We start from the raw sequence: 25,754 nt of genomic DNA, 5'->3' as shown, positions 1-25,754 counted from the left end.
TCGCATTCGGCTCCCCGCTCCGCTCGCGGGAGAGGGGTGAGGGAGAGGGCAGCGGCGCCCGCTGACCCACTACTGCGTCAGCTCTCGCGAACGCCCTTGCCGTCTCGCCGGCCCTCTCCCGCAAGCGGGAGAGGGGGAACACCCGCAGCCTCGACGGACGCCGTGCGCGTCTGGCTTTCATAGCGCTCGACCGTGCCGCGCATCGCACGCAGCAGCAGCAGCCCCGGCAGCGCGACCAGCACCGTGCCGAGATAGAAGGGCGCCCACCCGTACGATTCGACCAGATAGCCCGAGGTCGGGCCGACATAGACGCGTCCGACCGAGGCCAGCGCCGACAGCAGCGCGTACTGCGTCGCCGAAAACGAGCGGTTGCACAGCGCCATCAGCAGCGCGACGAACGCCGCGGTGCCCATGCCCCCGCACAGGTTCTCGACCGCGATGGTCGCGCCCATCGACCACAGATGGGCGGGCGTCACCGCCAGCAACCAGTAACCGAAGTTCGACACGGCCTGCAGCACGCCGAACAGCATCAGCGAGCGGTACAGGCCGAGCCTGACCATCAGCGTGCCGCCGAACAGCGCGCCGATGATGGTCGCGGCCAGGCCCAGCGTCTTGTTGACCAGCCCCACCTCGCCGGCGGAAAAGCCCACGCCGCGGATCAGGAAGGTCGTCGACAGGCTGCCGGCGAAGGCGTCGCCGAGCTTGTACAGCACGATCAGCCCCAGCAGCCACCAGGCGCCGGTGCGGCCGAAGAAGTCGCGCAGCGGGCCGACCACCGCCTCCTCCAGCGAGCGTGGCGCGCGCGGCGGCGATTCCGCGCGCGGCGCCCACGGCAGCGTCAGCAGGCCGACCGCCATCAGCGCCGCCATCAGCAGGTACATCTGCTGCCAGCCCAGCACGCGGTCGGCCAGCCACAGCGCCAGGCCGCCCGAGACCAGCATCGCCAGCCGGTAGCCCAGCACCTTGACCGCCGCGCCGGCGCCGCGCTCGGCGGGCCGCAGCACGTCGGTGCTGTAGGCGTCGAACACGATGTCCTGCGAGGCCGACAGGAAGGCCACCAGCGTGGCCAGCCCCGCCAGCAGCCACAGCGCCTCGCGCGGCGGGCAGAACGCCATGCCGGCGATGCCGAGCACCAGGCCGACCTGCGTCAGCAGCAGCCAGCCGCGCCGCCGGTCCAGCAACGGCGGCGTGTAGCGGTCCATCAGCGGCGCCCACAGGAACTTGAAGATGTAGGCCTGGCCGACCAGCGAGAAGAAGCCGATGGTCTTGATGTCCAGCCCTTCGACCGTCATCCAGGCCTGCAGCGTGCCCGAGGTCAGCGCCAGCGGCAGCCCCGAGGCAAAGCCCAGTGTCAGCATCGCGCCGATGCGGCGGTTGCGGAAAATATCGAGATAGTCTTGGAAGGTCATGAAGGCGGGAGCAGGGGCCGGGCGGAACAGGCGGTGGAAGTGCCTGGAGGGCCCTGGGTGGCGATCGGGCGCCGTGTATTATTGCATCAGCCTTCGTGATGTCTGTCGCATTCTCGTTGAAACGATGCCCCTTCGCTTGCGTCTGGCCATGTCCGCTCCCTCCGTTGCCGTTCCCCGCATTGCCGTTCCTTCCTCGCGTTCGCTCGGGCTCGCGGCGCCGCTGCGCCGGCTGACGCTGGCCATGCTCGGCGCCGTCGCGCTGCTGGGCGCGCCCGCCGCGCTGGCGCAGTCGGACGGCGTCAATGTGCAGCGCGGCGGTGGCGCGGTCAGCCAGCTGGTGCCGGCCGAGGCGATCGAACAGCAGGCCGCGCAGGAATACGAGCAGATCAAGCAGGAGGCACGCGCCAAGGGCGCGCTGGCGCCGTCCAACGATCCGCGGCTGGCGCGCCTGCGCACGATCTCCGAACGCATCCTGCCGCACGCCGGGCGCTGGAACGACCGCGCCCGTGGCTGGAAGTGGGAGGTCAACCTGATCAAGGCCAAGCAGGTCAATGCGTTCTGCATGCCCGGCGGCAAGATCGCGGTCTATACCGGCTTTCTGGACCAGATCAAGCCGACCGACGACGAGCTGGCGATGGTGATCGGCCACGAGATCGCCCACGCGCTGCAGGAGCATGCGCGCGAGCGCGCCGCCAAGGCCGAGATCACCAACCTCGGCGCCAACGTCATTTCGCAGCTGTTCGGCTTCGGCAACCTGGGCAATCTGGCGCTGGGCACCGGCGCGCATCTGCTGACGCTGAAGTTCTCGCGCTCGGACGAGACCGAGGCCGATCTGGTCGGCATGGATATCGCGGCGCGCGCGGGCTACGATCCGCGCGCCGCGGTGACGCTGTGGCAGAAGATGGGCAAGGTGTCGCAGTCGTCGGCGGCCGGCGCCAGCATGGACTTCCTGTCCACGCACCCGTCCGGCCAGTCGCGCATCGCCGAGCTGCAGCGGCATATGCCCGAGGTGCTGCCGCTGTATGCGCGGGCGATCGGCACCACCGTCGACCGGCTGCCGGCCTACCGGACCAATATGGGCGGCCTCGCCAACGCGCCGGTGGACCGCGGCGACGAGGACAAGCAGCAGCCGCTGAAGCGGTAGCACAGGCCTCGTTCCCGCGCAGGCGGTACCCAGCGTCTTGTGAAGTCACTGGGTCCCCGCATTCGCGGGGACGACAAGCTTGCCGACAAAAGCAAACGGCCCCTGATTCAGGGGCCGTTTGCTTCGGTCAGGCAGGAAAGCGTCAGGCGGTCAGCCCGGTCGCCTCGTCCGCGCCGATATGCACGTTCATGCATTGCACCGCGGCGCCGGCCGCGCCCTTGCCGAGGTTGTCCAGCCGCGCGATCAGCACGATGCGGTCCGCCGAGCCGAACACGAACAGGTCGACGCGGTTGGTGTCGTTGTTGGCCTGCACGTCGAAGAAGCCGTTGTCCAGATGCTCGTCGCTGGCCGCGGGCATCACGCGCACGAACTGCTCGCCCTCGTAGTGCTTGCGGTAGATCTCGGCGACTTGCTCCGGCGTGACCTTGCGCGCCAACCGATCCGGGAACACCGGCACCGTGACGGCCAGGCCCTTGTAGAACTTGCCGACGATCGGGCTGAAGATCGGCGCCTGCGCCAGGCCGGTCTGCACCCGCATCTCGGGCAGATGCTTGTGCTCCAGCCCCAGCGCGTAGGCGCGCGGGCTGTCGAGCTTCGGATTGCCGCCCGCCTCGAAGTCCGCAATCATCTTCTTGCCGCCGCCGCTGTAGCCGGTCAGCGAGAACGCGGTGACGGGGTAGTCGGGCTGCATCACGCCGGCATCGACCAGCGGGCGCACGGCCAGCACGAAGGCGCTGGCGTGGCAGCCGGGCACCGCGATGCGCTTGCTGGCGCGGATCTTCTCGCGCTGGCCGCGCACCAGCTCGGGCAGGCCGTAGGCCCAGTTATCGGCGGTGCGGAACGCCGTGCTGGCGTCGATCACGCAGGTGTCCGGATTGGTCACCAGCGACACCGCCTCGCGCGAGGCCACGTCCGGCAGGCACAGGAAGGCCACGTCGGCGGCGTTCAGGAAGCGTGCTCGCTCGGCCGGATCCTTGCGCTTGTCTTCCGCGATGCGCAGCAGTTCGACATCGGAACGGCCGGACAGATAATCGAGCAGCCGAAGGCCGGTGGTGCCTTCCTGGCCGTCGACGAACACTTTGAATGCCATGGTGGACTCGCTTGGGTATTACGGGTAAGAGGTGCATTGTAGCGAGGATGCCCCGGCATCGCAGCGGCAATCCGCCCCGGCGGCCGGGCGGCCCCGTTACAGCGGGAAGTCGTAGTCGATCGACAGCGGCGCGTGGTCGCTGAACTTCTCGTCCTTGTAGATCGAGCAGGCCTTTGCGGTGTCGGCGATCTTCGGCGTCGCCAGGTGGTAGTCGATGCGCCAGCCGACGTTCTTCGCGTAGGCCTGGCCGCGGTTGCTCCACCAGGTGTACTGCTCGGGCCGCGGGTCGAGCTTGCGGAACACGTCGACATAGCCGTGCACGTCGAACAGCTCGCCGATCCAGGCGCGCTCCTCGGGCAGGAAGCCGGAGTTCTTCAGATTGCCCTTCCAGTTCTTGATGTCGATTTCCTTGTGCGCGATGTTGACGTCGCCGCACAGCACGATCTCGCGCCCGCTGGCCTTGAGCTGCAGCAGATGGGGCAGGAAGGCCTCCATGAAACGGTACTTGGCCAGTTGCCGTTCCTCGGAACTGGAGCCCGACGGCACGTAGACCGAGATCACCGCCAGATGCGGATACTGCACTTCAACGTAGCGCCCCTCGCTGTCGAACTCGGCATTGCCGAAGCCGGTGATCACGCGTTCGGGCTTGTGGCGCGTGTACAGGCCGACGCCGCTGTAGCCCTTCTTCTCGGCGTAGTGGAAGTAGCCGTGATAGCCGTGCGGGGCCAGGAAGGCCTCGGTCATGTCGGCGGCCTGCGCCTTGAGCTCCTGCACACAGACCATGTCGGCGTCCTGCTTGCCCATCCAGTCGAAGAAGCCTTTCTTGCTGGCGGAGCGGATGCCGTTGAGGTTGGCACTGATAATCCGTAACATCTCGGGAAATTTTTGGAACAGAGAGAAAAGATGACGCAGCAAACCACGTCGGCGGCGGACGACCTCAGCCAGACCTTCATCCGCTTCGCGCTGGACGCGGGCGTGCTGTCCTTCGGCGAGTTCGTCACCAAGGCGGGACGCAAGTCGCCGTATTTCTTCAACGCGGGGCTGTTCAACGAGGGCGCCACGCTGGGCCAGGTGGCGCAATTCTATGCGAAAACCCTGCTGGCCTCGGGTGTCGCATTCGACATGCTGTTCGGGCCGGCCTACAAGGGCATCACGCTGGCGTCCGCCACCGCGGTGGCGCTGGCCGGCATGGGCCGCAATGTCGGCTTCGCCTACAACCGCAAGGAAGCCAAGGACCACGGCGAGGGCGGTACGCTGGTCGGCGCAAAGCTGCAGGGCAAGGTGGTGATCGTCGACGACGTGATTTCGGCCGGCACCTCGGTGCGCGAATCGGTGCAGCTGATCCGTGCCGCCGGCGCGGAGCCGGCCGCGGTGCTGATCGCGCTGGACCGGATGGAGAGAAGCGGCACCGCGGAGCAGATCGGCGCCCATTCGGCGGTGCAGGACGTGCAGCGCGAATTCGGCGTGCCGGTGATCGCGATCGCCTCGCTGGCCGATCTGCTGGCATACCTGGACGCCGCGCAGGACCCCGCGCTGGGTGCGTCGCGCGACGCGGTGGCCGCCTACCGCCAGCGCTACGGCGTCTGATCAGTCGACCTTCAGCTGGTCCAGTCCCGGCGCCGACGGCGGATAGGCCGGCTTGAGCCGCGCGAAGGTCTCGCGCAGGATCTCCGCGATCATCAGATTGCGGTGCGTCTTCGAATCGGCGGGAATCACATGCCAGGGCGCGTCCGGCGTCGCCGTCGCGGCGATCGCGTCCTGGTAGGCGTCCATATAGGCGTCCCAGTGCCGGCGCTCGGCCAGGTCATTGGGATCGAACTTCCAGTGCTTGTGCGGATCGGCGAGCCGCGCCTCCAGGCGCGCCTTCTGCTCGTCCTTCGAAATATGCAGGAAGCACTTGACCAGCGTGGTGCCGGTCTCGGCCAGCAGGCTTTCGAAGTGGCGGATCTGCCGATAGCGGCGCTCGCACTCGGCCGCGTCGATCCAGCCATGCACGCGCGTGATCAGCACGTCCTCGTAGTGGCTGCGGTTGAACACCGCGATCTCGCCGGCGCGCGGCACCTGAGCGTGGATGCGCCACAGGTAATCGCGCGCCTTCTCCTCCGCGGTCGGGGCCTTGAAGCCGACCACGCGCACGCCGAGCGGATCGAAGCTGCGGAACACGCCGCGCACGGTGCCGTCCTTGCCGCTGGTGTCCATCCCCTGCAGGATCACCAGCAGCTTGCGTGACTGCTCGGCGTAGAAGATGTCCTGCTGCTCGTCCAGATGCGTCGACAGCTCGGTCAGGCGAGCCCGGTCGCTGGTCTTGTCGCCGCTGGAGAAGGGCCTGGCGCCCGCGTCGAAGCGGTCCAGGCGAAATCCCTTCCCACTGGCGATGCGGTAGGGGTCGAGCGGGGTGTCTGGCATGGGCGCTTCTCCGCGTGGGCGCCGGGCTTCCGGCAGGGTCGCTGGGGCGGGGCGCCGCTGGGGCATGCCCCGCAAGGTCGCTGAATCAGCCGCGCGGCTGCAGCGCGTCCAGATCGATCGAACCTTCGAACACCGTGGTGGCCGGGCCCGTCATCCGCACCGGCGTGCCGTCGCCATCCCAGGCGATGGTCAGGTCGCCGCCGTGCGTATGCACCTTGACCGGCGAGTCGAGCAGGCCGCGCCGGATGCCGGCGACCACCGCCGCGCAGGCGCCGGTGCCGCAGGCCAGCGTCTCGCCGGAGCCGCGCTCGAACACGCGCAGCCGGATCGTGTTGCGGTCGACCACCTGCATGAAGCCGGCATTGACGCGCTTCGGGAAGGCCGCATGGTGCTCGATCACCGGACCGTCCTCGCGCACCGGGAAGCGCTCGGTGTCGTCGACCACCTGCACCGCATGCGGATTGCCCATCGACACCGCGGAAATCCACACGGTGCGGCCATTGGTCTCGATGCCGTACAGCGTGTCGCCGCCCTCGGTCCGCGTCGGCAGCCCCTCTGGCAGGAACGGGATGCGCGCGGGCTCGAACTCGGGCGCGCCCATGTCGACCGTGACCTGGCCGTCGTCCTGCAGCGTCAGCGTGATGACGCCGTTCATGACCTCGACCCGCACCGAGCGCTTGTCGGTCAGGCCGTGGTCGGTGACGAAACGGACGAAGCAGCGCGCGCCGTTGCCGCAGTGCTCGACCTCGCCGCCGTCGGCATTGAAGATCCGGTAGCGGAAGTCGACGTCGGGGCGGGTCGGCTTCTCGACGATCAGGATCTGGTCCGCGCCCACGCCGAAATGGCGGCTTGCCAGCGCGCGCCACTGCTCGGTGCTCAGGTTCAGGGTCTGGTGGATGCCGTCCAGCACGACAAAGTCGTTGCCGGCGCCGTGCATCTTGGTGAACTGGATTTTCATGGCGGGGAGGGCGGGGCGGTCTTGGTTCGATAGGTGGGCCGCGGCGGGCGGTTCAACAATGCCTGGGACCGGCGTACCGGTCCCTCATCAGCGTCAATATATCCCGGGCTCGCCGGGCGGGCGATTCTTGAACCGCTTGTGGACCCAGTAGTACTCGGGAATCCTCGGCCGGATGCAGTCCTCGAAGAACGCGTTCATGCGGCGCGTGTCCTCTGTCACGTTCTCGCCCGGATAGTTGTCCCACGCGGGGAGGATCCGCAGCACGTAGCCGCGATAGTCGGGCAGCTGCTCGGTATAGATCGGCACGACCTTGGCGCCGGTCAGCCGCGCCAGCCGCGACACCGAGGTCAGCGTCAGCGCCTGGGCGCCGAAGAAGGGCACGAATTCCGAGTCGCGCTCGCCGAAGTCCATGTCGGAGATCAACTGCAGCGCCTCGCCCTTCTTCAGGCAGCGGATGATGTCCCGCACGCTGTCGTTGCGCGCGATCATGTGCGCGCCGAAGCGGCCGCGCGCCTGCTTCAGGAAGCCGTCGAACAGCGCGTTCTTCTGCTTGGTGTACAGCGAGGCGCCGGAGCGGCCCACGTGGTCGCGCAGATAGATGGTCAGCCGGATCGCGCCGGCCTCGACGCCCGACAGGTGCAGCGTGACCAGGATGTGCGGCTCGCCGTCGAGCGCGACCAGGTTGGCCTGGTCGTCGATCTGCACCCAGCGGCGCATCTGCGCCTCGCTGCCGGTCCAGAAGATGCCGCGCTCGGCGAAGCTGCGGAACACCGAGCGGAACGACTGGCGCGACAGCTCGGCGATCTCGGCCTCGGACTTGTCGGGAAAGGCGAGCCGCAGGTTGGCGCGGACCACCTCGCGGCGGCCGCTGGGAAACAGATACAGCAGACTGCCCAGCCCTTCGCCGAAGCGGGCGACCAGGGGGTAGGGCAGCTTGCCGAGCACGGTCAGCAGACCGATGCCCAGCCAGGTGAAAAGACGGCTCATGGATGGGAAGTGGACGAAGTCGATTCCGTGGCGCCCGCGTCGGCGGCCTTGAGCGGTGCCGGCGGCGTGGTGGACGGCGCGGCGGACGGCGTGGGCAGCGATGGGGCTTCGGCATCGGCGGGCCACGCGGGCGGCAGTTCCGCGCCGGCCGGGTGCTTGTAGCGGTTGTAGCCCCACAGGTACTGGGTCGGCGCCAGCCGTACCAGTTCCTCGACCACGCCGTTGATCACGGCGGCGGCCGCGGCCGGATCTTCCGGCAGCGGCTCCTCGATGACACGCACAAAGGCGCGATAGCCGCTGCCGCGCGGCAGCCGTACCGAAGCGACGATCGCCAGCGGCGCGCCGCTCCATTGCTGCAGCCGCTGCACCAGCGTCATCGTGTAGGCCGGGCGGCCGAAGAACGGCGCCCACGTGCCCTCGCCGCCGATCGGCACCTGGTCGGGCAGGATGCCGATGGCTTCCTTGCGCTTGAGCGCCTTGACGAGCATCCGCACGCCGCGCGGATTGGCCGGCGCGCTGGTCATGTTCGGGCGGTTGCGCATGCGTTCGACCCAGTCGCGCAGCCAGGGCTGGTGCGGCGGCTTGAACAGCACCGTGACGGGCCGGCGCATCGCGTACGACTGCGGCAGCACCTCGAAGCAGCCCAGGTGCGGCGTCAGCACGATCACGCCGCGCCCCTGGTCCTGCAGCCGGTCCAGCGTCGGCCAGACCACCTCGTTGAAGTCGACCAGCTTTGCCTTGATGGTGTGCCGGGTCCAGAAGTACGGCATTTCCAGGATCATGCGCCCCATCGAGCGAGCCGCCTCATCGATCATGTCGTCGGTGGCGTCCGGAAAGGCGTGGCGGAAATTCTCGGTCAGGCGGGTGCCATAGCGGCCGGGCATCCTGGCGGCCAGCAGGCCGAGCGCGCCACCGATGGCGTGCAACCAGGCCAGCGGCAGACGGGAGATCAGCCAGAACAGGAAAGTCATGGAAGTCGGTCACGCAGCCCGGGGCGGAAGCTCCGCACCGGCCGGGTGCTTGTAGCGGTTGTAGCCCCACAGGTATTGGGTCGGCGCCTCGGCCACCAGCGACTCCGCGGTGCGGTTCAGCAGGGCCGCGGCGTCGGCGGGGTTGTCCGGCAGCATGTCTTCCAGCACCCGCATATGGGCGACATAGGTCGCGCCGCGGGCGGTGCGCTCGGCGAAGACCATGGCGATCGGCGCGCCCGTCAGCTGCTGCAGACGCTGGACCAGCGTCATCGTGTACGCGGGTTTGCCGAAGAACGGCGCCCATACCCCATCGCCGCCGGTGGGTACCTGGTCGGGCAGGATGCCGATCGATTCGCCGCGCTTCAAGGCCTTGAGCAGCGTGCGCACGCCCCGCGGCGTGGCAGGCGCCATCACCAGGTTCGGGCGAGTGCGCATGCGTTCGATCCAGTCGCGCAGCCAGGGCTGGTGCGGGGGCTTGTACAGCGCGGTCACCTTGCGGCGCATCGCGTACGCCTGTGGCAGTACCTCGAAGCAGCCCAGATGCGGCACCAGCATGATCAGCCCGTTGCCCTTGCCGAGCAGCCGGTCCAGTTCCGGCCAGGTGTGCTCGGAAAACCGGGCGAGCCGCTTGCTCAGCGTCTTGCGGCCCCAGAAATACGGCATCTCCATCATCATCCGACCGGTGGAGCGGGCGGCCTCGGCCAGCATCTCGTCGGTGGCGTCGGGATAGGCGTGGCGGAAGTTTTCGGTCAGCCGCCTGCCGTAGCGGCCGGGCAGGCGCGCGGCCAGCAGGCCGAGCGCGCCGCCAATGGCTTGCAGCCATGCCAGCGGCAAGCGCGCAATCAGCCAGAACAGGAAGGTCATGGAGTCCCAACAATGGCCGGCAGCAGGGCCGGCGAGTTCATTTTTCCGCGGATATTGTTTCCCCGGCAGTGGTTTCCCGGCGGCGGCCGATAACCCCGACAGCAGCGATGGCATCGGCATCCTGCCGCGGGATGCGTGTGCCGCGCCGCGCAGGCGCGTATAATACCGCGCATCGCCGAGTTAACTGACAACTTGCGGGGCGATGCGGACCGAATCCCGATGGGAATCCGGCCCGGCTGAAATACCGCTAAAGCGTCGCCCTCCAGGTTTGAGCATGGTTGGCACGCAATAGCCAACGATAGCCAACAAGTTTCGAACAGCGCCATCCCGGCGCCGTAGCCAACCTGGAGAATAGTTCGTGGCAAACGACTTCCTGTTTACTTCGGAATCCGTCTCCGAAGGCCATCCCGACAAGGTCGCCGACCAGATTTCCGACGCCGTCCTGGATGCCATCCTGGCCCAGGACAAGTACGCGCGCGTCGCCGCGGAAACCCTGTGCAATACCGGGCTGGTGGTACTGGCCGGGGAAATCACCACCACGGCCAACGTCGACTATATCCAGGTCGCGCGCGAAACCATCAAGCGCATCGGCTACGACAACACCGACTACGGCATCGATTACAAGGGCTGCGCGGTGCTGGTCGCCTACGACAAGCAATCGCCCGATATTGCCCAGGGCGTCGACCGCGCCTCGGACGATTATCTGAACCAGGGCGCCGGCGACCAGGGCCTGATGTTCGGCTATGCCTGCGACGAGACCCCGGAACTGATGCCGTTCCCGATCTACTACTCGCACCGCCTGGTCGAGCGCCAGTCGCAACTGCGCCGCGACGGCCGCCTGCCCTGGCTGCGTCCGGACGCCAAGTCGCAGGTCACGGTGCGCTATGTCGACGGCCGTCCGCACAGCGTCGACACCGTGGTGCTGTCGACCCAGCACGCGCCGGACATCACGCAGGCGCAGATCCGCGAGGCGGTGATCGAGGAGATCATCAAGCCGGTGCTGCCGCCCGAGATGCTGAAGGACACCAAGTACCTGGTGAACCCGACCGGCCGCTTCGTCATCGGCGGCCCGCAGGGCGACTGCGGCCTGACCGGCCGCAAGATCATCGTCGACACCTATGGCGGCGCGGCGCCGCACGGCGGCGGCGCGTTCTCGGGCAAGGATCCGTCCAAGGTCGACCGCTCGGCGGCCTACGCGGCCCGCTATGTGGCCAAGAACGTGGTGGCCGCGGGCCTGGCGCGCCAGTGCCAGGTGCAGGTCAGCTACGCGATCGGCGTGGCGCGCCCGATCAACGTGACGGTCTACACCGAAGGCACCGGCAAGATCTCCGACGAGGCGATCGCCAAGCTGGTGATGGAGCACTTCGACCTGCGGCCCAAGGGCATCGTGCAGATGCTGGACCTGCTGCGCCCGATCTACGAAAAGACCGCCGCCTACGGCCACTTCGGCCGCGAGGAGCCGGAATTCTCGTGGGAAGCCACCGACAAGGCCGCGGCGCTGCGCGCGGCAGCCGGGCTGTAATTCGCGGGCGCCGGGTCCACTCGGCCAGCGCGAGGGAGCCGGGGGCGGGAAAGACCACCCCCTCTCCCCAACCCTCTCCCCCTGAGGGGGCGAGGGAGAAAGACCTGCCCTCTCCCCCGCGGGAGAGACGGAGAAACACCTCCCCTCTCCCGCTTGCGGGAGAGGGGCCGGGGGAGAGGGCAGCGGCGCGGACCGCCGCCACCGCCGCCTTTTCCCCCACCTCCACTTACCCCACCTTCACTTCGATCCGCCGCGGCTGCGCTTCGGCCTGCTTCGGAATCCGCAGATTCAGCACGCCGTCCTTGAGCACCGCCGAGATCGCGCTGCTGTCCAGCTCGCGGCTCAGCGTGAACACGCGCTTGTAGCGCGCGATCTGGACCTCGGCATAGACCGGCTCCAGCCCTTCGGGCATCTCCTGGCGAATCTCGCCCTCGATGGTCAGGCTGTCGCGGTCGGCGCGCACCTGCAGCGTGTCGCGCGACACGCCCGGCAGGTCGGCCAGCAGCGTGATGCCGGTCGCATCCTCGGTCACGTCCACGCGCGGCAACAGCGTCGCGCTGGTGCCGGCATTGCCGTTGCCGTTGGTGTTCCCGCTGACGTTCACGTTCCGGTCCTGCTCGGCCCGGGTAACGGCTTGATCGTTCATGTCGAACCTCCTGCTCGGTGCAATCATCAGGTCAGTGATCGGGTCAGTTCACGGTGATCCGGCGCGGCTGGGCCGCTTCCTGGCGAGCGATCGAGATCCGCAGCAGCCCGTCGCGATAGGTGGCCTCGATCCTGGCGGTATCGACGTCCTCCGGCAGCGAAATCACGCGCCGGAAGCTGCCGTCGAAGCGCTCGCGCACATAGACGTTGGTGTCGTCGCGCAAGCTCGACGCGCCCGGGGCCGGCTGGCCCTGCTGGCCGGCTTGCGGATTGGCCGACGGGTCGCTCTGCCCAGTTTGTTGCCCGGTGCCCTCGACCCGCGCGCTGCGCCGCCCGGCAATGGTCAGCAGGCCGCGGTCGACGCTGACGTCGAGCGTGGACGGATCGATACCCGGCGCGAACGCATAGACCTCGACGCTGGACGGCGTCATGCCGATATTGACCGCCGGAAAGGCGCCGCGCGCCACCGCGCGGATGCTGCTCGGCGCCGAGAAGGCCTGCTGCAGTTCGCGCTGCAGCCGGTCGAACTCGGCAAACAGGCTGCCCGGAGAACTCAGCAACGATGCATACATGGCATTCCCTCCTTGCTCCTTGCTACTGCTGGCTGTCGTGCATTCGGACCGGCGCGGCCGGTCCCCCGCGTGCCGGACCTGGCCGGCGCGCTTCGACACGAATGTAGTGTCGGACCGCGTCGCTTCAAGAGTCGCATGCGTGGCCGCGGGCGCGCGCGAAGCGTTCCGCGGCGCGGCGGTAGAATCGCGCCATCAGGCGTGGCACACGCCAGCATGCCGAGGAATCCCATGTCCGTTCAAACCGCTGTCCCTCCCGCCGCGCCTGCCAGCGGCGCCGCACCGTCCGCTGCGTCCGCCGCTGCCGGCGGGCTGGACCTGATCCGCCCGCAGCCCTATACCGACTGGGCGCCGCAGCTGCGCGCCGAAACGGCCGCCGGCCTGCGCCGCGAGCTCGAGCAGGGCGCCGTGCTGTATTTCCCCGATCTGCATTTCCGCTTCGAGCCGGGCGAGGAACGCTTCCTCGACAGCCGCTGGTCCGATGGCAAGTCCAAGAACATCAACCTGCGCGCCAACGACACCGCGGTGCGCGGCGCCGTCGGCAGCCCGCAGGACCTCGCCGACCTGTATGCGCTGATCCGGCGCTACGCGGAATACAGCGAGCGTCTGGTGCTGTCGCTGTTCCCCGAATACGGTCCGCATCTGGAGCGCGCCGGCACCTCGCTGCGGCCCAGCGAGATCGCCGGGCGTCCGGTCAGCTGGCGCAAGGACGACACCCGGCTGCACGTCGATTCGTTCCCGTCCAATCCGCTGCTCGGCAAGCGCCTGCTGCGCGTGTTCCACAACATCGATCCGCAGGCGCCGCGGGTGTGGCGCGTCGGCGAGCCGTTCGCCGATTTCGCCAAACGTTTCGTGCCGCGTACCAAGGGCATGTGGCCGGGACAGGCCTGGCTGATGAAGCAGCTGCATATCACCAAGCGCGAGCGTTCGGAATACGACCACCGCATGCTGCAGCTGCACGACATGGCCAAGGCCGACCTCGACTACCAGGCCAGGGTGCCGCAGCAGGAATTCCACTTCCCGCCGGGTTCGACCTGGATCGTCTTCAGCGACCAGGTGCTGCACGCCGCGATGCGCGGGCGCGCGATGATGGAGCAGACCTATTACCTCGATCCGCGCGCGATCTCGGACCACACCCATTCGCCGGAAGCGGTGCTATCGCGGATGCTGGGCAAGCCGATGCTGAAGTCCTGATACGCGCTGCAAGGGCAGGGCGCGTGGGCGCGCGTCCTGCCTTGTTTCCACCCCTGTTCCCCTCCTTTCGCCGGGCTTGTCCGGCCCCTCGCTTTCCCCCGCCGCCCCTCCACAAAGCGCCTACACTGGGCAGCATAGACCGCGTTCGCGCCCCGTCCGCCAGCCTTCGGTGGCGGCCCGACGCGCGAGCGAGCGGCGCGCCGACTTGCCATCGTGCGAGGGGACAAATGGACACCAGTTTCGATTACATCGTGATCGGGGGCGGCGCGGCGGCATGCGCGCTGGCCGGCAGGCTCGCCGACAGCGGCAGCGAATCGATCGCACTGCTCGAGGCCGCCTGGCCCGACGATGACGCGCCGGACTGGGGCCCCTATCTGCGCGGCGCGCCATCCGACTACGACGGCTGGGCCGAGGCCGGTTGCGACGGCTGGTCCTGGGACGACGTACTGCCGTGCTTTCGCCGCGCCGAATGCAATACCCGCGTGATGGGGCGCGACGACGATCCCTGGCATGGCGGCAACGGCCCGCTGCATGTCGGCGATCCGCCGGCGCCTTCGCCGCTGGCCCGCTACTTCGTCGAGTCGGCCGCGCACGCCGGCCATCCCCGCAACGACGACTTCAACGGCCCCGAGCAGGAGGGTGTCGGCTGGTTCCAGAGCGCGCGCCATCGCGGCGAGCCGTGGAGCGCCGCGCGGGCCTATCTGCATCGCGGCGTCGGCGGCAATCTGCAGGTTCTGCACGGCATGCAGGCGCAGCGCATCGTCTTCGAAGGACGGCGTGCGGTCGGCGTGCAGGCGCTGCGCCATGGCAGGCAAATCGCGTTGCGCGCGCGGCGCGAGGTGGTGCTCGCAGCCGGCGCGATCGGCTCGCCGCAATTGCTGATGGTTTCCGGCATCGGCCCCGCCGATCATCTGCAGGAGCACGGCATCGGCGTGGTGCAGCATCTGCCGGGCGTGGGGCTGAACCTGCAGCAACCGGTCGGCATGCTGCTGCACAAGCGCGGCCCGACGCCGCCGTCGCTGCGGCAATCGTTCGGACCGCGCTGGTTCGGCGTCCAATCGGCGATCGGCATGTCGGTCGGCAGGACGTTCGCCGCGGCATGGCACTGGTTGCGGCATGGCGCCGGACTGGGCGGGCGGCGCAGCACGCTGGCGCAGGCCGAGCCGATCAGCGCCGGCGCACTGCTGAAGAGCCAGCCCGAATTGCCGGAACCCGATCTGCAACTGCGCTTCGTCGTCGGTCCAGGTCATGCGCGCGGCGACGGCGGCGGGCACGGCCAGAGCTACGGATGCCGCGTGCTGCTGCTGCGTCCGCGCAGCCGCGGAAGGTTGCGGCTGGCCGGCAGCGATCCGCAGCGGCGCCCGCTGGTCGAGGCCGGGCTGCTTGGCGATCCGCAGGACGTGCGCGACCTGATCGCGGGCGTGGCGCTGGTGCGGCGCATTCTCGCCCAGCCCCCGCTGGCCGCGTTCGGCGGCAAGGCGCTGTATTGCGGCGGGGTGCGCGCCGATCCCGGTGACGAGGCGGCCATCGATGCGCTGGTCCGCGCCCATGCCGAGGCCGCGGAGCGGCCGGCCGGCACCTGCCGGATGGGCATCGATGCGCTGTCGGTGGTCGATCCGCAATTGCGCGTGCGCGGCGTCGAGGCGCTGCGCGTCGCCGATGCGTCGATCATGCCGACGCTGGCCGGCGGCGATGCCGATGCGCCGGCGATCATGATCGGCGAGCGCGCACACGACCTGATACGGCACGGTCCGCGGGTGAGGCTGCGCGCGCTGGAGACCTTGCTGGCACGCGCCTGAGCGCCACGCTCGCCCCGCGGGCGCCGGTTTCCCCTGCTTTCGCCGCATTTTTTCCCACTTTCGGTACGCCGATACTCGGGCAGCAGCCTGTGCGGCGGCGAACAGCCTTATGCTGTGAGCCCACCATGGAAAGGAGAGTCACCGTGCAAAGCACAGGGACCCCCAGGGCCGCCGCGGCCTGGCATGCCGGCCGGCCCCCCGCGGATGCGCGCCATCGTCAGCCGCCCGGCGCCGCCAACGCCAACGCTCCGCTGTCGTCCCATCGGATCGACTGGATCGAAACCGAGGGCGACAACGCCCGCGATCCTGGCGCCGACGGATTGCGGCGTGCCTGGATCGCCCTCGGGGCCTTGACGCGCCATCATCGCGCGCTGGCGACCGTGGTCATGGCTACGGCGATGTCGCTGCCGATCGGCCTGGCCGGCGCCGTTGTGGTGGTCCGCGGCGACCCGCAAGCGCTCCACCCTGGCGTGGCAATGATCATCGCAGCCACGGGCCTGTGGTGCGGCACCTGCTGCCTGTTCTATCTGGATCAATGTCGGCGCCTGCTGCGCGACGGCGAGTCCAACGAGTAGACCTGACCGCAATTGCCGCGATCAAACCGGCCAGGCCCGCTCGATCAGCTTGCCCAGCTGTGCCGCGCTGCCGTCGAGCGTGCCGAACACGCGCCCATGCTGCCGCTCGAGCCGGCTGGCGACGAAGCGCTCGGCGCTATCGGCATCGGCGTGCGCCAGCATCAGCGCCGCCTGCGCGGTCAGCACCAGACCCTGCGCGAAGCGGCGCGCGCAGGTTTCCAGTTCTTCCGGCGCGGCGCGCAGCATCGCCTGCAGCGAAGCGAGTTCGGCGCGCACCGCGGCATGCCCGCCGGCGCGCTGGCCGAGATCCTGCAGCAAGCGCAGCGCATCGTCGGGACTGCGCTGGATCGCGCGCAGCACGTCCAGGCACATGATGTTGCCGGACCCTTCCCAGATCGAATTGACCGGTGCCTCGCGGTAGAGCCGCGCCATCGGCCCTTCCTCGACGTAGCCGTTGCCGCCCCAGACCTCCATCGCCTCGCCGGTCGCCTCGATCGCGCGTTTGCAGATCCAGAACTTGGCGGCGGGCGTCACGATGCGCTTCCACGCGCCGGCCAGCGGATCGGTGGCTGCGTGTTCGAACGCATGGGCGAGCTCCATCATCAGCAGCGTCGCGGCCTCGCTCTCGAGCGCGAGATCGGCCAGCACATTGCGCATCAGCGGCTGGTCGGCGAGCCGCTTGCCGAACGCCGTGCGATGGCGCGCATGGTGGATCGACTGGACCAGCGCGGTCCGCAGCAGCGCGGCGCTGCCGATCACGCAATCGAGCCGGGTATTGGTGGCCATCTCGATGATGGTCGGAATGCCGCGCCCTTCCTCGCCGATCAGGATGCCGCTGGCGCCGCGGAATTCGACCTCGCTGCTGGCGTTGGAGCGGTTGCCGAGCTTGTCCTTGAGCCGCTGGATCTGGATCGCGTTGCGGCTGCCGTCGTCGCGAAAGCGCGGCACGAAGAAGCAGGACAGCGGCCCGTCCTCGGCGCCCATGCGGGCGACCACCAGGTGCGCGTCGCACATCGGCGCGGAGAAAAACCACTTGTGTCCGGTCAGCGCGTACTCGGCGCCGCGGCCCTCGCCCCGCACCGGCCGCGCCACCGTGGTGTTGGCGCGCACGTCCGAGCCGCCCTGCTTCTCGGTCATGCCCATGCCGATCATCACCGCGCGCTTGTCGCGCCAGGGGAGGTCCTCGGGATCGTGCGCGGTCGCATAGAGCCGCGGGGCCAGCTCGCTGAACAGCGCGGCTTCCTTCTGCAGTACCGGGATGCTGGCGAAGGTCATCGTCGCCGGGCACAGCGAGCCCGATTCGAGCTGCGCCTGCAGGAAATAGCCGGCGGTGCGCGCGGCCCAGGCGCCGGGGCGCGGCTGCGCGAACGGCAACGCCTGCAGCTGGCGGCTGCGCAGCAGCGACAGCAGCGCATGCCAGCTCGGATCGAAGCGGACCTGGTCGATCCGTTCGCCGGTGCGGCTGTGGGTGTGCAGCTCGGGCGGATGGCGATTGGCCTGATCGGCCCAGGCCTGGACCTCGGGCTGGCCCAGCGTCGCGCCGAACTCGCGCAGCTCGCCGGCATGCCAGCCGCCGCCAAGGCGTTCGAGCGCGGCGCCGAGCGCGGTGTCGATCGCGAACAGGTTGTGGTGCGCCAGATCGGGGACCTGGTTGAAGACGCGATGGGTGGCGGCGTCGCTGGTGCTCATGGTGTCTCCTGTGGCGGGCTTTCCTGGCTCTGTCCACGCCGTTGCCGTTGCGATTGCCGTTGCGATTGCCGCTGCAATCGCCGCCGGCGCGCTGTGCATGCGCGGACACGCTTTCTGCATGGTAGAGCACCGCCGGCGCTCGTGGCCGGCGCCGACGCAGGCGGCCCAGGCGTCACGCCGAAAGGCCGATCCGATACCGCAGTGCACCACAGTGCGAATGAAACAAGGCTGGCGCAGCCAGTTTCCTTGTGCTTAAATTGGCCCCGTTGGATGAAACAGGGGTGCCGTGCGGATTGGCCGCGCGGCTGAGAGAGTCCCTTCGAACCCGATCCGGTTAGTACCGGCGTGGGAAGTTTCACTGAAGACCCGCAGTTCCCGCCGGCGCGCATTCCAGCCGCGCCAGCATGGTCCCCGAGGGACATGCTCACAGGACTCCTGGTTTCGTCCATCCCCCAAAGAGAGAGGACGATATCCATGGCCCGCAACAACGCCGCCCCCGCCGCATCCTTCGAGTCGCTCGCCAGCGATCTCGACCAGAAGTTCGCCTACCCCGCGTCGAACAAGACCTACCTGACCGGCAGCCGCCCGGACATCCGCGTGCCGATGCGCACCATCCTGCAGACCGCGACGCGCACCGAGCACGGCGAGATGCCGAACCCGCCGATTCCGGTCTACGACACCTCGGGCCCGTACAGCGACCCCGACGTGCGCATCGACCTGAAGGCCGGTCTGCCGCCGGTGCGGGCCAAATGGATCGAGGAACGCGGCGATACCGAGGTGCTGCCGGGCCTGTCGTCCGAGTACGGCCAGGCGCGCGCCAACGATCCGGCCACCGCGCACCTGCGCTTCGCGCAGCTGACCAATCCGCGCCGCGCCAAGGCCGGCGCCAATGTCACGCAGATGCACTACGCGCGCCGCGGCATCGTGACGCCGGAGATGGAATACGTGGCGCTGCGCGAATCGCTGAACCTGCAGGCGCTGTACGACAAGCCCGAATACAAGGCGCTGCTGCGCCAGCATCCCGGCAATGCGCTGGGTGCCGGCCTGCCGCTGCGGCCGGAGGACATCACGCCCGAGTTCGTGCGCCAGGAAGTGGCCGCGGGCCGCGCGATCATCCCCGCGAACATCAACCACACGGAGCTCGAGCCGATGATCATCGGCCGCAATTTCCGCGTGAAGATCAACGGCAACCTGGGCAATTCGGCGGTGACCTCGTCGCTGGCCGAGGAAGTCGAGAAGATGGTCTGGTCGATCCGCTGGGGCGCCGACACGATCATGGACCTGTCCACGGGCAAGCATATCCATGAGACGCGCGAATGGATCCTGCGCAATTCGCCGGTGCCGATCGGCACGGTGCCGATCTACCAGGCGCTGGACAAGACCGGCGGCATCGCCGAAGACCTGACCTGGGAGATGTTCCGCGACACGCTGATCGAGCAGGCCGAGCAGGGCGTGGACTACTTCACGATCCACGCCGGCGTGCTGCTGCGCTATGTGCCGCTGACCGCGGACCGCGTGACCGGCATCGTGTCGCGCGGCGGCTCGATCATGGCGAAATGGTGCCTGGCCCACCACAAGGAAAACTTCCTGTACACGCACTTCGACGAGATCTGCGAAATCATGAAGGCCTATGACGTGTCGTTCAGCCTCGGCGACGGCCTGCGTCCGGGCTGCATCGCCGACTCGAACGACGAAGCGCAGTTCGGCGAGCTGCGCACGCTGGGCGAGCTGACCGCCAAGGCGTGGAAGCACGACGTGCAGGTGATGATCGAAGGCCCGGGCCACGTGCCGCTGCAGCGCATCCAGGCCAATATGGACGAGGAACTGAAGCACTGCTACGAGGCCCCGTTCTATACGCTCGGACCGCTGGTCACCGACATCGCCCCCGGCTACGACCACATCACCAGCGGCATCGGCGCGGCCAATATCGGCTGGATGGGCACGGCGATGCTGTGCTACGTCACGCCGAAGGAGCACCTGGGCCTGCCGGACAAGGAAGACGTGCGCGAGGGCATCATCACCTACAAGATCGCCGCGCATGCCGCCGATCTGGCCAAGGGCTGGCCCGGCGCGCAGCTGCGCGACAACGCGCTGTCGAAGGCGCGCTTCGAGTTTCGCTGGGAGGACCAGTTCAACCTGGGCCTCGATCCGGAACGCGCGCGCTCCTTCCACGATGCGACGCTGCCCGCCGAGGGCGCCAAGATCGCGCACTTCTGCTCGATGTGCGGTCCGAAGTTCTGCTCGATGAAGATCACGCAGGACGTGCGCGACTACGCCGCCTCGCTGAAGTCCGACGAGGCCGCGCAAGCCGAACGCGGCATGCAGGAAAAGTCGATCGAGTTCGTCAGCAAGGGCGCCAAGATCTACTCGTAAACACCGGCGTGTCGTTCCCGCGAGCGCGGGAACCCAGCGGCTTTTCCCCGCCGCAACAGGCGAAGTCGCTGGGCCCCCGCCTTCGCGGGGGCGACGCAGTGGCTTGCTGGCGAATTCGATGTTCCCGGGCCGCCCGCGGCCGGGCTGGCACAATACACCCCATGAAACAGCAGTTTGACGTCGCCATTCTCGGCGCCGGCCTGGCCGGGCGCCTGGCCGCCTGGCGCCTGGTCCGGGCCGGGCTGCGCGTGGCCCTGGTGGAACGCGCCGGTCCCGACGGCGCGGGCGCGGCCGCCCATGTCGCCGCCGCGATGCTCGCGCCGCTGGCCGAATCGGCCATCAGCGAGCGCCGCATCGTCGAGCTCGGCATCGCCAGCGTGGACCTGTGGCGCGCATGGGTGGCCGAGCTCAATGCCGAACAGGCCGCCGAACAGGCGGACGGGCCCACCGCGGTCGAACCCGTCTTCTTCCAGCAGGACGGCACGCTGGTGGTCTGGCACGCCCACGACCGCGGCGAGATGCCGCTGTTCACCAGCCGCATCCGCGCCGTGTCGCCGCCCGAGCTGGTCGCCGAGCGTCTGCACCGGGTCGACGGTGCGGGCATCGCGGCGCTCGAGCCCGCGCTGGCCGGCCGCTTCCAGCAAGGGCTGCTGCTCGAGGGCGAGGGCCAGCTGGACAACCGCGGCACCCTGCGCGCGCTGCTGGCCTGCGCGGTCTCCGCCGGCGTGCATTGCGTCTGGGAAGCGGGCGAGATCGACGAGCGCGACCTGCCGCGGCTGGGCATCGACGCGCGCGTCGTGCTCGATTGCCGCGGCCTGGGCGCCCGTGCCGCGTGGCCCGCCGAGGGCGCCATCAGCGGCGGGGGCGGGATGCCGGGCCTGCGCGGGCTGCGCGGCGAGGTGGTGCGGGTATTCGCGCCCGAGGTTTCGCTGCACAGGCCGGTGCGGCTGCTGCATCCGCGCTATCCGATCTATATCGCGCCCAAGCCCAATCATCTGTACGTGATCGGCGCCACCGAACTGGAAAGCGAGGACGACTCGCCGATGAGCGTGCGCTCGGCGCTGGAGCTGCTGTCGGCCGCGTATTCGCTGCATCCGGCCTTCGGCGAGGCGCGCGTGCTCGAGCTGAACGTGCAGCGCCGGCCCACGCGTCCCGATCATCTGCCCGCGGTGCGGGTCGACGAAGAGTCGCGCGTGGTGCGCCTGAACGGCCTGTACCGGCATGGGTTCCTGATCGCGCCGGCGGTGGTCGAGGCGGCCTGCGAAGTCGTGCGCGCGCTCGCCGACGGCGATCCCGCCGCGCATGCGGTGCCCGCGTCGGCGCGCTGGCCGGGCATGATCGCGCCCGTGCATGGCCAGGCGGTGCTGCATTGATGCGGCATCGAGACAACCGTGCGCTGCTGAACCCCATGCAATCGCGCCCCACCGTCGATCCTCGATCGCCGGACGGCGCGGTTCATCTCAACCGACGACCTACGCGCTGAACATGGAAATCCTGCTCAATGGCAAGCCGCTGGCGCTGAATGCGCCGGCCACGCTGGCCGACGCGGTGGCCGCGGCGCAGATCCCGCCACCGTTCGCCGCCGCGCTCAACGGCCGCTTCGTGCCGCGCGCCGCGCATGCGGATACGCCGCTGTCGGCCGGCGACCGCATCGATCTCGTGCAACCCGTTACCGGAGGCTGATCCCATGACCTTCCCGACCCAGGATGCCGTGCGCGATCCCTTCGTGCTCTACGGCGAATCGTTTTCCTCGCGCCTGCTGCTCGGCACGGCGCGCTATCCGTCTCCGGCGACGCTGCAATCCGCGGTCGAAGCCTCGAAGCCGGCCATGCTGACCGTGGCGCTGCGCCGCCAGGGCGCGGTCGGCGACGGCGAGGGCGGCCACGCCTTCTGGCAGATGCTCAAGTCGATGCAGGTGCCGGTGCTGCCCAATACCGCTGGCTGCATGGCGGCGCAGGAGGCGATCACCACGGCGATGATGGCGCGCGAGGTGTTCGAGACCGACTGGATCAAGCTGGAGCTGGTCGGCGACGACTACACGCTGCAGCCCGACACGCTGAACCTGCCGGCGGTGGCCGAGACGCTGATCAAGGAAGGCTTCAAGGTGCTGCCGTATTGCACCGAGGATCTGGTGCTGTGCCGCCGCCTGCTCGACGCCGGCTGCGAGGCGCTGATGCCGTGGGCCGCGCCGATCGGCACCGGCAAGGGCGCGGTCAATCCGCATGCGATGCGCGTGCTGCGCGATCGCCTGCCCGACACCCCGCTGATCGTCGACGCGGGCCTGGGCCTGCCGTCGCATGCGGCGCAGGTGCTCGAGTGGGGCTACGACGGCGTGCTGCTGAACACCGCGGTGGCGCAGGCCGCCTATCCGATCGAGATGGCCCGTGCCTTTGCGCGTGCGGTCGAAGCGGGACGCCTCGCCTATCTGGCCGGACCGATGCCCGAGCGCGAGATCGCGCAGGCCAGCACGCCGGTGGTCGGCATGCCGTTCTGGCACGCACAGGAGCACGCATGACGCGCCAACCGACGCCGATGCCGGTCGATGCGGCGCTGCAATCCGCACTGGTCGCGCGCCATGGCGAAACCTTCGGCGTGGCCGACCGCGACTGGCGCGCCTTGCGGCTGCAGGACACGCTGACTGCCGATTCCGCCGAGACGCTGGGCCAGACGGACCTGTTGCTGGCCGACGGCGAGGTCGATGCCGCGACGCTCGAACGCGTCGCCGCACGCGGCGCGATGCTGGTCCAGACCGAGCGCGAGGGCGGCCAGTGGATCGACACGGTGCGCTCGCCGATGGGGACCTGGGTGTTCGCCACGCCGGCCGACGCCAGCGACGATGCCGCGCAGCCGCCGGCCTTCGTCGCGACGCTGCTGGCCACGCTGGCGCTGCATTTCCCGGCGCACGATGCGCTGTGCCTGGCACGCGCTTGGCAGCCCGGCACGCTGGACTGGCCGGCCGAGTTCGCACGGTTCCCGCGCGTTCGGCACGCCGCGCTGGTCGCGCCGGAGCAGTCCGCCGAACCGTTCGTGCCATGCCCGGCGCGCCTGGGCCTCTACGCCGTAGTGCCGACCGCCGACTGGATCGAACGGCTGGTACCGCTCGGCGTGCCAACCGTGCAGCTGCGCTTCAAGTCCGACGACGCGGCCGCGGTACGCGAGCAGATCGCGCGCTCGGCGGTGGCCGCGCGCGGCAGCCGCAGCCGACTGTTCATCAACGACCATTGGCGCGCCGCGCTGGACTACCACGCCGCGCACGGCAACGACAGCGCGGCCAGCGGCATCTATGGCATCCACCTGGGCCAGGAAGACCTGGATGAGGCGGACCTCGACGCACTGCGCGCCTCCGGCCTGCGGCTCGGCGTTTCCACCCACGGCTACGCCGAGATGCTGCGCGTCGCGCCGCTGCGTCCCAGCTACCTGGCGCTCGGCGCCATCTTCCCGACCACCACCAAGGTGATGCCCACGCAGCCGCAAGGGCTCGGACGCTTTTACGCCTACGCGCGCCTGATGCGCGAGCAGGTCCCGGCACTGGTCGGCATCGGCGGCGTCGACGCGGGCAATCTGCCGCAGGTTCTCGAGGCCGGCGTCGGCAGCGCCGCCGTGGTCCGCGCGATCACCGAGGCGGCCGACGTGCCGGCGGCGGTGGCGCGGCTGATGGCGGCGTTCGGGCAGGCTGATTGAAGCGCCGGGCGGCACCATGCTGCCCGGCACGCTCATAGGGTAGTGCTTCGTGCACCGCCCTTTGATTAGATTTTTTGCGGCAGAAATAAATCAAGGCGCTATTTGTTCTGCCCACGCTAATCGATTCTGCCGCAAGTGTTTAGATCTAGTGCTATTCTTCAACGATGGTTGAAGTTTCGCGCTACCAGATAATCAAACGCCTGCAGACCGGTCTGCACCGGGGGGCGCCGTTCAGCCTTGCGACATTGCGGGAATTTGGCGTGTCGCCACAACTCGCCGCGCGCTATGCCGATGGCGGCTGGCTGGTTCGCCTTGCCCAAGGCGTCTATGCCTTCCCGAACGATGACTTCGGCATCGATGGCTCGCTACGTTTCCTGCAGCGGCAAGTGCCCGGCTTTCACGTAGGCGGCAAGACGGCTCTGGCCTGGCAAGGCATGCGACACAACCTGGGGTCCCGCGAAGCCATCGTCGTTTGGGGCGATGCCCGCTTTTCGCTTCCGGAGTGGATCACCGCGCGACATCCTGCTCGCTATGTGCACGCGCGCCTGTTCGATTGGCCGGATCGCGCATTGGCCGATCGAACGCTGATGACTCCGCCCGGCATGTCGAACGGCGTCAGCGTGTCGGCTCCCGAACGTGCCGCACTTGAGATGCTTTACGAGGTGGGTGTTAAGCAAAGCCTTGAGGAGGCGCGTAACGTCTTCGACGTCTTACGCTCCCCTCGCAAGGACCTGCTCGGACAATTGCTATCGTGCTGTACCAGCGTCAAGGCCGTTCGGCTTTTTCTGACGTGGGCTCGAGAGACCGATCTGGTCGACGTCGATGCCCTGCTGGCCCAGTATCCGGTGCGCTCAGGCAGCAACAAGCGATGGATCAGCCGTCTCGACGACGGTACGTTGCTCTGCCTGAAGCCCCATGGATAACGCCTACGCCAATACTGTCCGTCTCCTGCTTGCCGTTGCTCCCACGGTTTTCGCCAGCGACCTGTTCGCCATGAAGGGGGGCACTGCCATCAATCTGTTCGTCCGCGATATGCCTCGCCTCTCCGTGGACATCGACGTGGTCTACCTTCCGCACGACGTACGCAGAGAGGACGCGATGCTTGCCATCCATCGCGAACTGACTGCTATCGCGCAACGCGCGGCAGCGCTTGGCTTGCGCACGAGGATGATCGGCGCACGCGATCAGCGCGAAACCAAGCTCATCGTCGACAACGACATCAGCCAGGTGAAGGTCGAGGTCAACCTGGTATTTCGTGGCACTGTGCTGCCGGTCGAGCGACGGACGTTGAGCAAAAGGTCCGCTGATCTTTTCGGTGTCGAGTTTGACGTGCCGATTCTCGCCACCGATGAGCTCTACGCCGGCAAACTGGTCGCTGCGCTTGACAGGCAGCATCCCCGCGATCTCTTCGACGTATGGCGACTGTACGAATCGGGCGGGATCACGGACGGCATGGTGGAGTGCTTCGTGACCTATGTCGCCGGCCACAATCGGCCCATTCATGAGGTGCTGTTCGGCAACGACAAGGAAATCACTGGCGAGTATCACCGCGCCTTTGTCGGCATGACGGAGGTCGACTGCTCCCTGAAGACACTGATCGATACCCGGATACGGCTGAAGGAAGAACTGCCAAGGCGGCTCAGCGAGCGGCACAAGCAGTTCCTGACGGGGCTATCCCGAGCCACGCCGGACTGGTCGCTGCTCCAATGCAGGCATGTCGCGGAACTGCCGGCATTGCGATGGAAAGTCGGCAATCTGGAAACGTTTCGCCAGCGGCGCCCCGCGGAGTTTGCAAGGCAAGTGGAGTTGCTCGAAGCGGCGTTCGTCGCGCAAGGGCATTGAATTGTCGCGGCGCCACGGCAAGGGTCACCGTGGCCC

The 25,754-nt window shown here is 68.5% G+C and carries 24 protein-coding genes and 1 riboswitch; of the genes, 13 read left to right on the top strand and 11 right to left on the bottom strand.

Translation table 11 applies throughout. From position 1 onward, the window contains the following. Window positions 1-77: 77 nt before the first annotated feature. Window positions 78-1,409, bottom strand: a complete 1,332-nt coding sequence (locus tag M1D55_RS23835; RefSeq protein WP_456281992.1) for a muropeptide transporter — start codon at window positions 1,407-1,409, stop codon at window positions 78-80. 148 nt (window positions 1,410-1,557) lie between these two features. Here M1D55_RS23835 and M1D55_RS23830 point away from each other — a divergent pair, with 148 nt between their 5' ends. After that, window positions 1,558-2,553, top strand: coding sequence for a M48 family metallopeptidase (locus M1D55_RS23830; RefSeq protein WP_456281991.1), 996 nt, complete (start codon window positions 1,558-1,560; stop codon window positions 2,551-2,553). A 142-nt stretch (window positions 2,554-2,695) separates the two neighbouring features. On the opposite strand, the gene argC is transcribed toward M1D55_RS23830, so the two are convergent. Both argC and M1D55_RS23820 read right to left on the bottom strand, forming a co-directional pair. Continuing rightward, complete coding sequence (gene argC / locus M1D55_RS23825) at window positions 2,696-3,643, bottom strand: N-acetyl-gamma-glutamyl-phosphate reductase (protein WP_006578518.1); 948 nt, start codon at window positions 3,641-3,643, stop codon at window positions 2,696-2,698. 96 nt (window positions 3,644-3,739) lie between these two features. Further along, window positions 3,740-4,516, bottom strand: coding sequence for an exodeoxyribonuclease III (locus M1D55_RS23820; RefSeq protein ID WP_023264749.1), 777 nt, complete (start codon window positions 4,514-4,516; stop codon window positions 3,740-3,742). Between the two features lie 30 nt (window positions 4,517-4,546). On the opposite strand from M1D55_RS23820, the gene pyrE reads away from it, so the two are divergent. Then, window positions 4,547-5,230, top strand: a complete 684-nt coding sequence (gene pyrE, locus M1D55_RS23815; protein ID WP_456281990.1) for an orotate phosphoribosyltransferase — start codon at window positions 4,547-4,549, stop codon at window positions 5,228-5,230. On the opposite strand, the gene M1D55_RS23810 is transcribed toward pyrE, so the two are convergent. The 5 genes from M1D55_RS23810 to M1D55_RS23790 all read right to left on the bottom strand — a co-directional run bounded on the left by M1D55_RS23810 (window position 5,231) and on the right by M1D55_RS23790 (window position 9,829). After that, entirely contained in the window at window positions 5,231-6,049 is an 819-nt protein-coding gene (locus M1D55_RS23810; RefSeq protein ID WP_064574970.1) for a polyphosphate kinase 2 family protein, read from the bottom strand. 85 nt (window positions 6,050-6,134) lie between these two features. Continuing rightward, complete coding sequence (gene dapF, locus M1D55_RS23805; protein WP_456281989.1) at window positions 6,135-7,007, bottom strand: diaminopimelate epimerase; 873 nt, start codon at window positions 7,005-7,007, stop codon at window positions 6,135-6,137. A gap of 93 nt (window positions 7,008-7,100) precedes the next feature. Continuing rightward, entirely contained in the window at window positions 7,101-7,994 is an 894-nt protein-coding gene (locus tag M1D55_RS23800; RefSeq protein WP_006578522.1) for a lipid A biosynthesis lauroyl acyltransferase, read from the bottom strand. Next, window positions 7,991-8,965, bottom strand: coding sequence for a lysophospholipid acyltransferase family protein (locus M1D55_RS23795; protein ID WP_006578523.1), 975 nt, complete (start codon window positions 8,963-8,965; stop codon window positions 7,991-7,993). The genes M1D55_RS23800 and M1D55_RS23795 overlap by 4 nt, the downstream gene beginning before the upstream one ends. 9 nt (window positions 8,966-8,974) lie before the next feature. Beyond that, on the bottom strand, window positions 8,975-9,829 hold the full coding sequence (locus M1D55_RS23790) for a lysophospholipid acyltransferase family protein (protein WP_006578524.1): 855 nt from the start codon (window positions 9,827-9,829) through the stop codon (window positions 8,975-8,977). A gap of 358 nt (window positions 9,830-10,187) precedes the next feature. On the opposite strand from M1D55_RS23790, the gene metK reads away from it, so the two are divergent. Continuing rightward, window positions 10,188-11,351, top strand: coding sequence for a methionine adenosyltransferase (gene metK / locus M1D55_RS23785; protein WP_023264748.1), 1,164 nt, complete (start codon window positions 10,188-10,190; stop codon window positions 11,349-11,351). A 226-nt stretch (window positions 11,352-11,577) separates the two neighbouring features. On the opposite strand, the gene M1D55_RS23780 is transcribed toward metK, so the two are convergent. After that, window positions 11,578-11,997 carry an Hsp20/alpha crystallin family protein gene (locus tag M1D55_RS23780; protein ID WP_456281988.1) on the bottom strand — a complete coding sequence of 140 codons (420 nt, stop codon included), beginning with the start codon at window positions 11,995-11,997 and terminating at the stop codon, window positions 11,578-11,580. Window positions 11,998-12,040: 43 nt separating this feature from the next. Next, window positions 12,041-12,568 carry an Hsp20/alpha crystallin family protein gene (locus M1D55_RS23775; protein WP_456281987.1) on the bottom strand — a complete coding sequence of 176 codons (528 nt, stop codon included), beginning with the start codon at window positions 12,566-12,568 and terminating at the stop codon, window positions 12,041-12,043. A 228-nt stretch (window positions 12,569-12,796) separates the two neighbouring features. Between M1D55_RS23775 and M1D55_RS23770 the strand changes: the two genes are divergently transcribed. From M1D55_RS23770 to M1D55_RS23760, 3 genes are all read left to right on the top strand, one after another. Continuing rightward, window positions 12,797-13,759 (top strand): Kdo hydroxylase family protein, encoded by a 963-nt coding sequence (locus M1D55_RS23770; RefSeq protein ID WP_456281986.1) that lies wholly within the window; start codon window positions 12,797-12,799, stop codon window positions 13,757-13,759. Window positions 13,760-13,986: 227 nt separating this feature from the next. Beyond that, window positions 13,987-15,558, top strand: coding sequence for a GMC family oxidoreductase (locus M1D55_RS23765; RefSeq protein WP_064574975.1), 1,572 nt, complete (start codon window positions 13,987-13,989; stop codon window positions 15,556-15,558). Between the two features lie 143 nt (window positions 15,559-15,701). Beyond that, the gene (locus M1D55_RS23760; protein ID WP_064574976.1) at window positions 15,702-16,133 is read left to right on the top strand and encodes a hypothetical protein; all 432 of its coding nucleotides are present in this window, start codon (window positions 15,702-15,704) and stop codon (window positions 16,131-16,133) included. 21 nt (window positions 16,134-16,154) lie between these two features. Here the strand turns inward: M1D55_RS23760 and M1D55_RS23755 are convergent, their stop codons facing one another. Then, on the bottom strand, window positions 16,155-17,822 hold the full coding sequence (locus M1D55_RS23755) for an acyl-CoA dehydrogenase family protein (RefSeq protein WP_456281985.1): 1,668 nt from the start codon (window positions 17,820-17,822) through the stop codon (window positions 16,155-16,157). A 267-nt stretch (window positions 17,823-18,089) separates the two neighbouring features. After that, window positions 18,090-18,191, top strand: a riboswitch (TPP riboswitch). Window positions 18,192-18,296: 105 nt separating this feature from the next. Here M1D55_RS23755 and thiC point away from each other — a divergent pair. The 7 genes from thiC (at window position 18,297) to M1D55_RS23720 (ending at window position 25,718) form a co-directional block, all read left to right on the top strand. Continuing rightward, a complete protein-coding gene (gene thiC, locus M1D55_RS23750; RefSeq protein ID WP_456281984.1) occupies window positions 18,297-20,195 on the top strand; it encodes a phosphomethylpyrimidine synthase ThiC in 1,899 nt (632 codons plus the stop codon). Between the two features lie 161 nt (window positions 20,196-20,356). Next, window positions 20,357-21,568, top strand: a complete 1,212-nt coding sequence (locus M1D55_RS23745) for an FAD-dependent oxidoreductase (protein WP_064574983.1) — start codon at window positions 20,357-20,359, stop codon at window positions 21,566-21,568. 112 nt (window positions 21,569-21,680) lie between these two features. Next, window positions 21,681-21,878 (top strand): sulfur carrier protein ThiS, encoded by a 198-nt coding sequence (thiS, locus tag M1D55_RS23740; protein WP_006579970.1) that lies wholly within the window; start codon window positions 21,681-21,683, stop codon window positions 21,876-21,878. Window positions 21,879-21,882: 4 nt separating this feature from the next. Next, window positions 21,883-22,710, top strand: coding sequence for a thiazole synthase (locus M1D55_RS23735; RefSeq protein WP_456281983.1), 828 nt, complete (start codon window positions 21,883-21,885; stop codon window positions 22,708-22,710). Further along, on the top strand, window positions 22,707-23,876 hold the full coding sequence (locus M1D55_RS23730) for a thiamine phosphate synthase (RefSeq protein WP_456281982.1): 1,170 nt from the start codon (window positions 22,707-22,709) through the stop codon (window positions 23,874-23,876). The genes M1D55_RS23735 and M1D55_RS23730 overlap by 4 nt, the downstream gene beginning before the upstream one ends. Window positions 23,877-24,040: 164 nt before the next feature. After that, window positions 24,041-24,799 (top strand): type IV toxin-antitoxin system AbiEi family antitoxin domain-containing protein, encoded by a 759-nt coding sequence (locus tag M1D55_RS23725; protein WP_064574992.1) that lies wholly within the window; start codon window positions 24,041-24,043, stop codon window positions 24,797-24,799. Then, window positions 24,792-25,718, top strand: a complete 927-nt coding sequence (locus M1D55_RS23720; RefSeq protein WP_456281981.1) for a nucleotidyl transferase AbiEii/AbiGii toxin family protein — start codon at window positions 24,792-24,794, stop codon at window positions 25,716-25,718. The genes M1D55_RS23725 and M1D55_RS23720 overlap by 8 nt, the downstream gene beginning before the upstream one ends. The last annotated feature ends 36 nt before the right edge of the window (window positions 25,719-25,754 follow it).

It is taken from the genome of Cupriavidus sp. JZ107 (assembly GCF_053903255.1).
Note: the sequence above shows the minus strand (reverse complement) of the source record. Positions and strands in the feature narration are given on the sequence as shown.

Coding starts and splice junctions, on each gene's coding strand:
- M1D55_RS23810 (WP_064574970.1), bottom strand. CDS start 6,049: ATGCCAGACACCCCGCTCGACCCCTACCGCATCGCCAGTGGGAAGGGA.
- M1D55_RS23795 (WP_006578523.1), bottom strand. CDS start 8,965: ATGACTTTCCTGTTCTGGCTGATCTCCCGTCTGCCGCTGGCCTGGTTG.
- M1D55_RS23770 (WP_456281986.1), top strand. CDS start 12,797: ATGTCCGTTCAAACCGCTGTCCCTCCCGCCGCGCCTGCCAGCGGCGCC.
- M1D55_RS23820 (WP_023264749.1), bottom strand. CDS start 4,516: ATGTTACGGATTATCAGTGCCAACCTCAACGGCATCCGCTCCGCCAGC.
- thiS (WP_006579970.1), top strand. CDS start 21,681: ATGGAAATCCTGCTCAATGGCAAGCCGCTGGCGCTGAATGCGCCGGCC.
- thiC (WP_456281984.1), top strand. CDS start 18,297: ATGGCCCGCAACAACGCCGCCCCCGCCGCATCCTTCGAGTCGCTCGCC.
- M1D55_RS23735 (WP_456281983.1), top strand. CDS start 21,883: ATGACCTTCCCGACCCAGGATGCCGTGCGCGATCCCTTCGTGCTCTAC.
- dapF (WP_456281989.1), bottom strand. CDS start 7,007: ATGAAAATCCAGTTCACCAAGATGCACGGCGCCGGCAACGACTTTGTC.
- M1D55_RS23780 (WP_456281988.1), bottom strand. CDS start 11,997: ATGAACGATCAAGCCGTTACCCGGGCCGAGCAGGACCGGAACGTGAAC.
- M1D55_RS23720 (WP_456281981.1), top strand. CDS start 24,792: ATGGATAACGCCTACGCCAATACTGTCCGTCTCCTGCTTGCCGTTGCT.
- M1D55_RS23830 (WP_456281991.1), top strand. CDS start 1,558: ATGTCCGCTCCCTCCGTTGCCGTTCCCCGCATTGCCGTTCCTTCCTCG.
- pyrE (WP_456281990.1), top strand. CDS start 4,547: ATGACGCAGCAAACCACGTCGGCGGCGGACGACCTCAGCCAGACCTTC.
- M1D55_RS23730 (WP_456281982.1), top strand. CDS start 22,707: ATGACGCGCCAACCGACGCCGATGCCGGTCGATGCGGCGCTGCAATCC.
- M1D55_RS23725 (WP_064574992.1), top strand. CDS start 24,041: ATGGTTGAAGTTTCGCGCTACCAGATAATCAAACGCCTGCAGACCGGT.
- M1D55_RS23835 (WP_456281992.1), bottom strand. CDS start 1,409: ATGACCTTCCAAGACTATCTCGATATTTTCCGCAACCGCCGCATCGGC.
- M1D55_RS23790 (WP_006578524.1), bottom strand. CDS start 9,829: ATGACCTTCCTGTTCTGGCTGATTGCGCGCTTGCCGCTGGCATGGCTG.
- M1D55_RS23800 (WP_006578522.1), bottom strand. CDS start 7,994: ATGAGCCGTCTTTTCACCTGGCTGGGCATCGGTCTGCTGACCGTGCTC.
- M1D55_RS23775 (WP_456281987.1), bottom strand. CDS start 12,568: ATGTATGCATCGTTGCTGAGTTCTCCGGGCAGCCTGTTTGCCGAGTTC.
- argC (WP_006578518.1), bottom strand. CDS start 3,643: ATGGCATTCAAAGTGTTCGTCGACGGCCAGGAAGGCACCACCGGCCTT.
- M1D55_RS23765 (WP_064574975.1), top strand. CDS start 13,987: ATGGACACCAGTTTCGATTACATCGTGATCGGGGGCGGCGCGGCGGCA.
- M1D55_RS23755 (WP_456281985.1), bottom strand. CDS start 17,822: ATGAGCACCAGCGACGCCGCCACCCATCGCGTCTTCAACCAGGTCCCC.
- M1D55_RS23745 (WP_064574983.1), top strand. CDS start 20,357: ATGAAACAGCAGTTTGACGTCGCCATTCTCGGCGCCGGCCTGGCCGGG.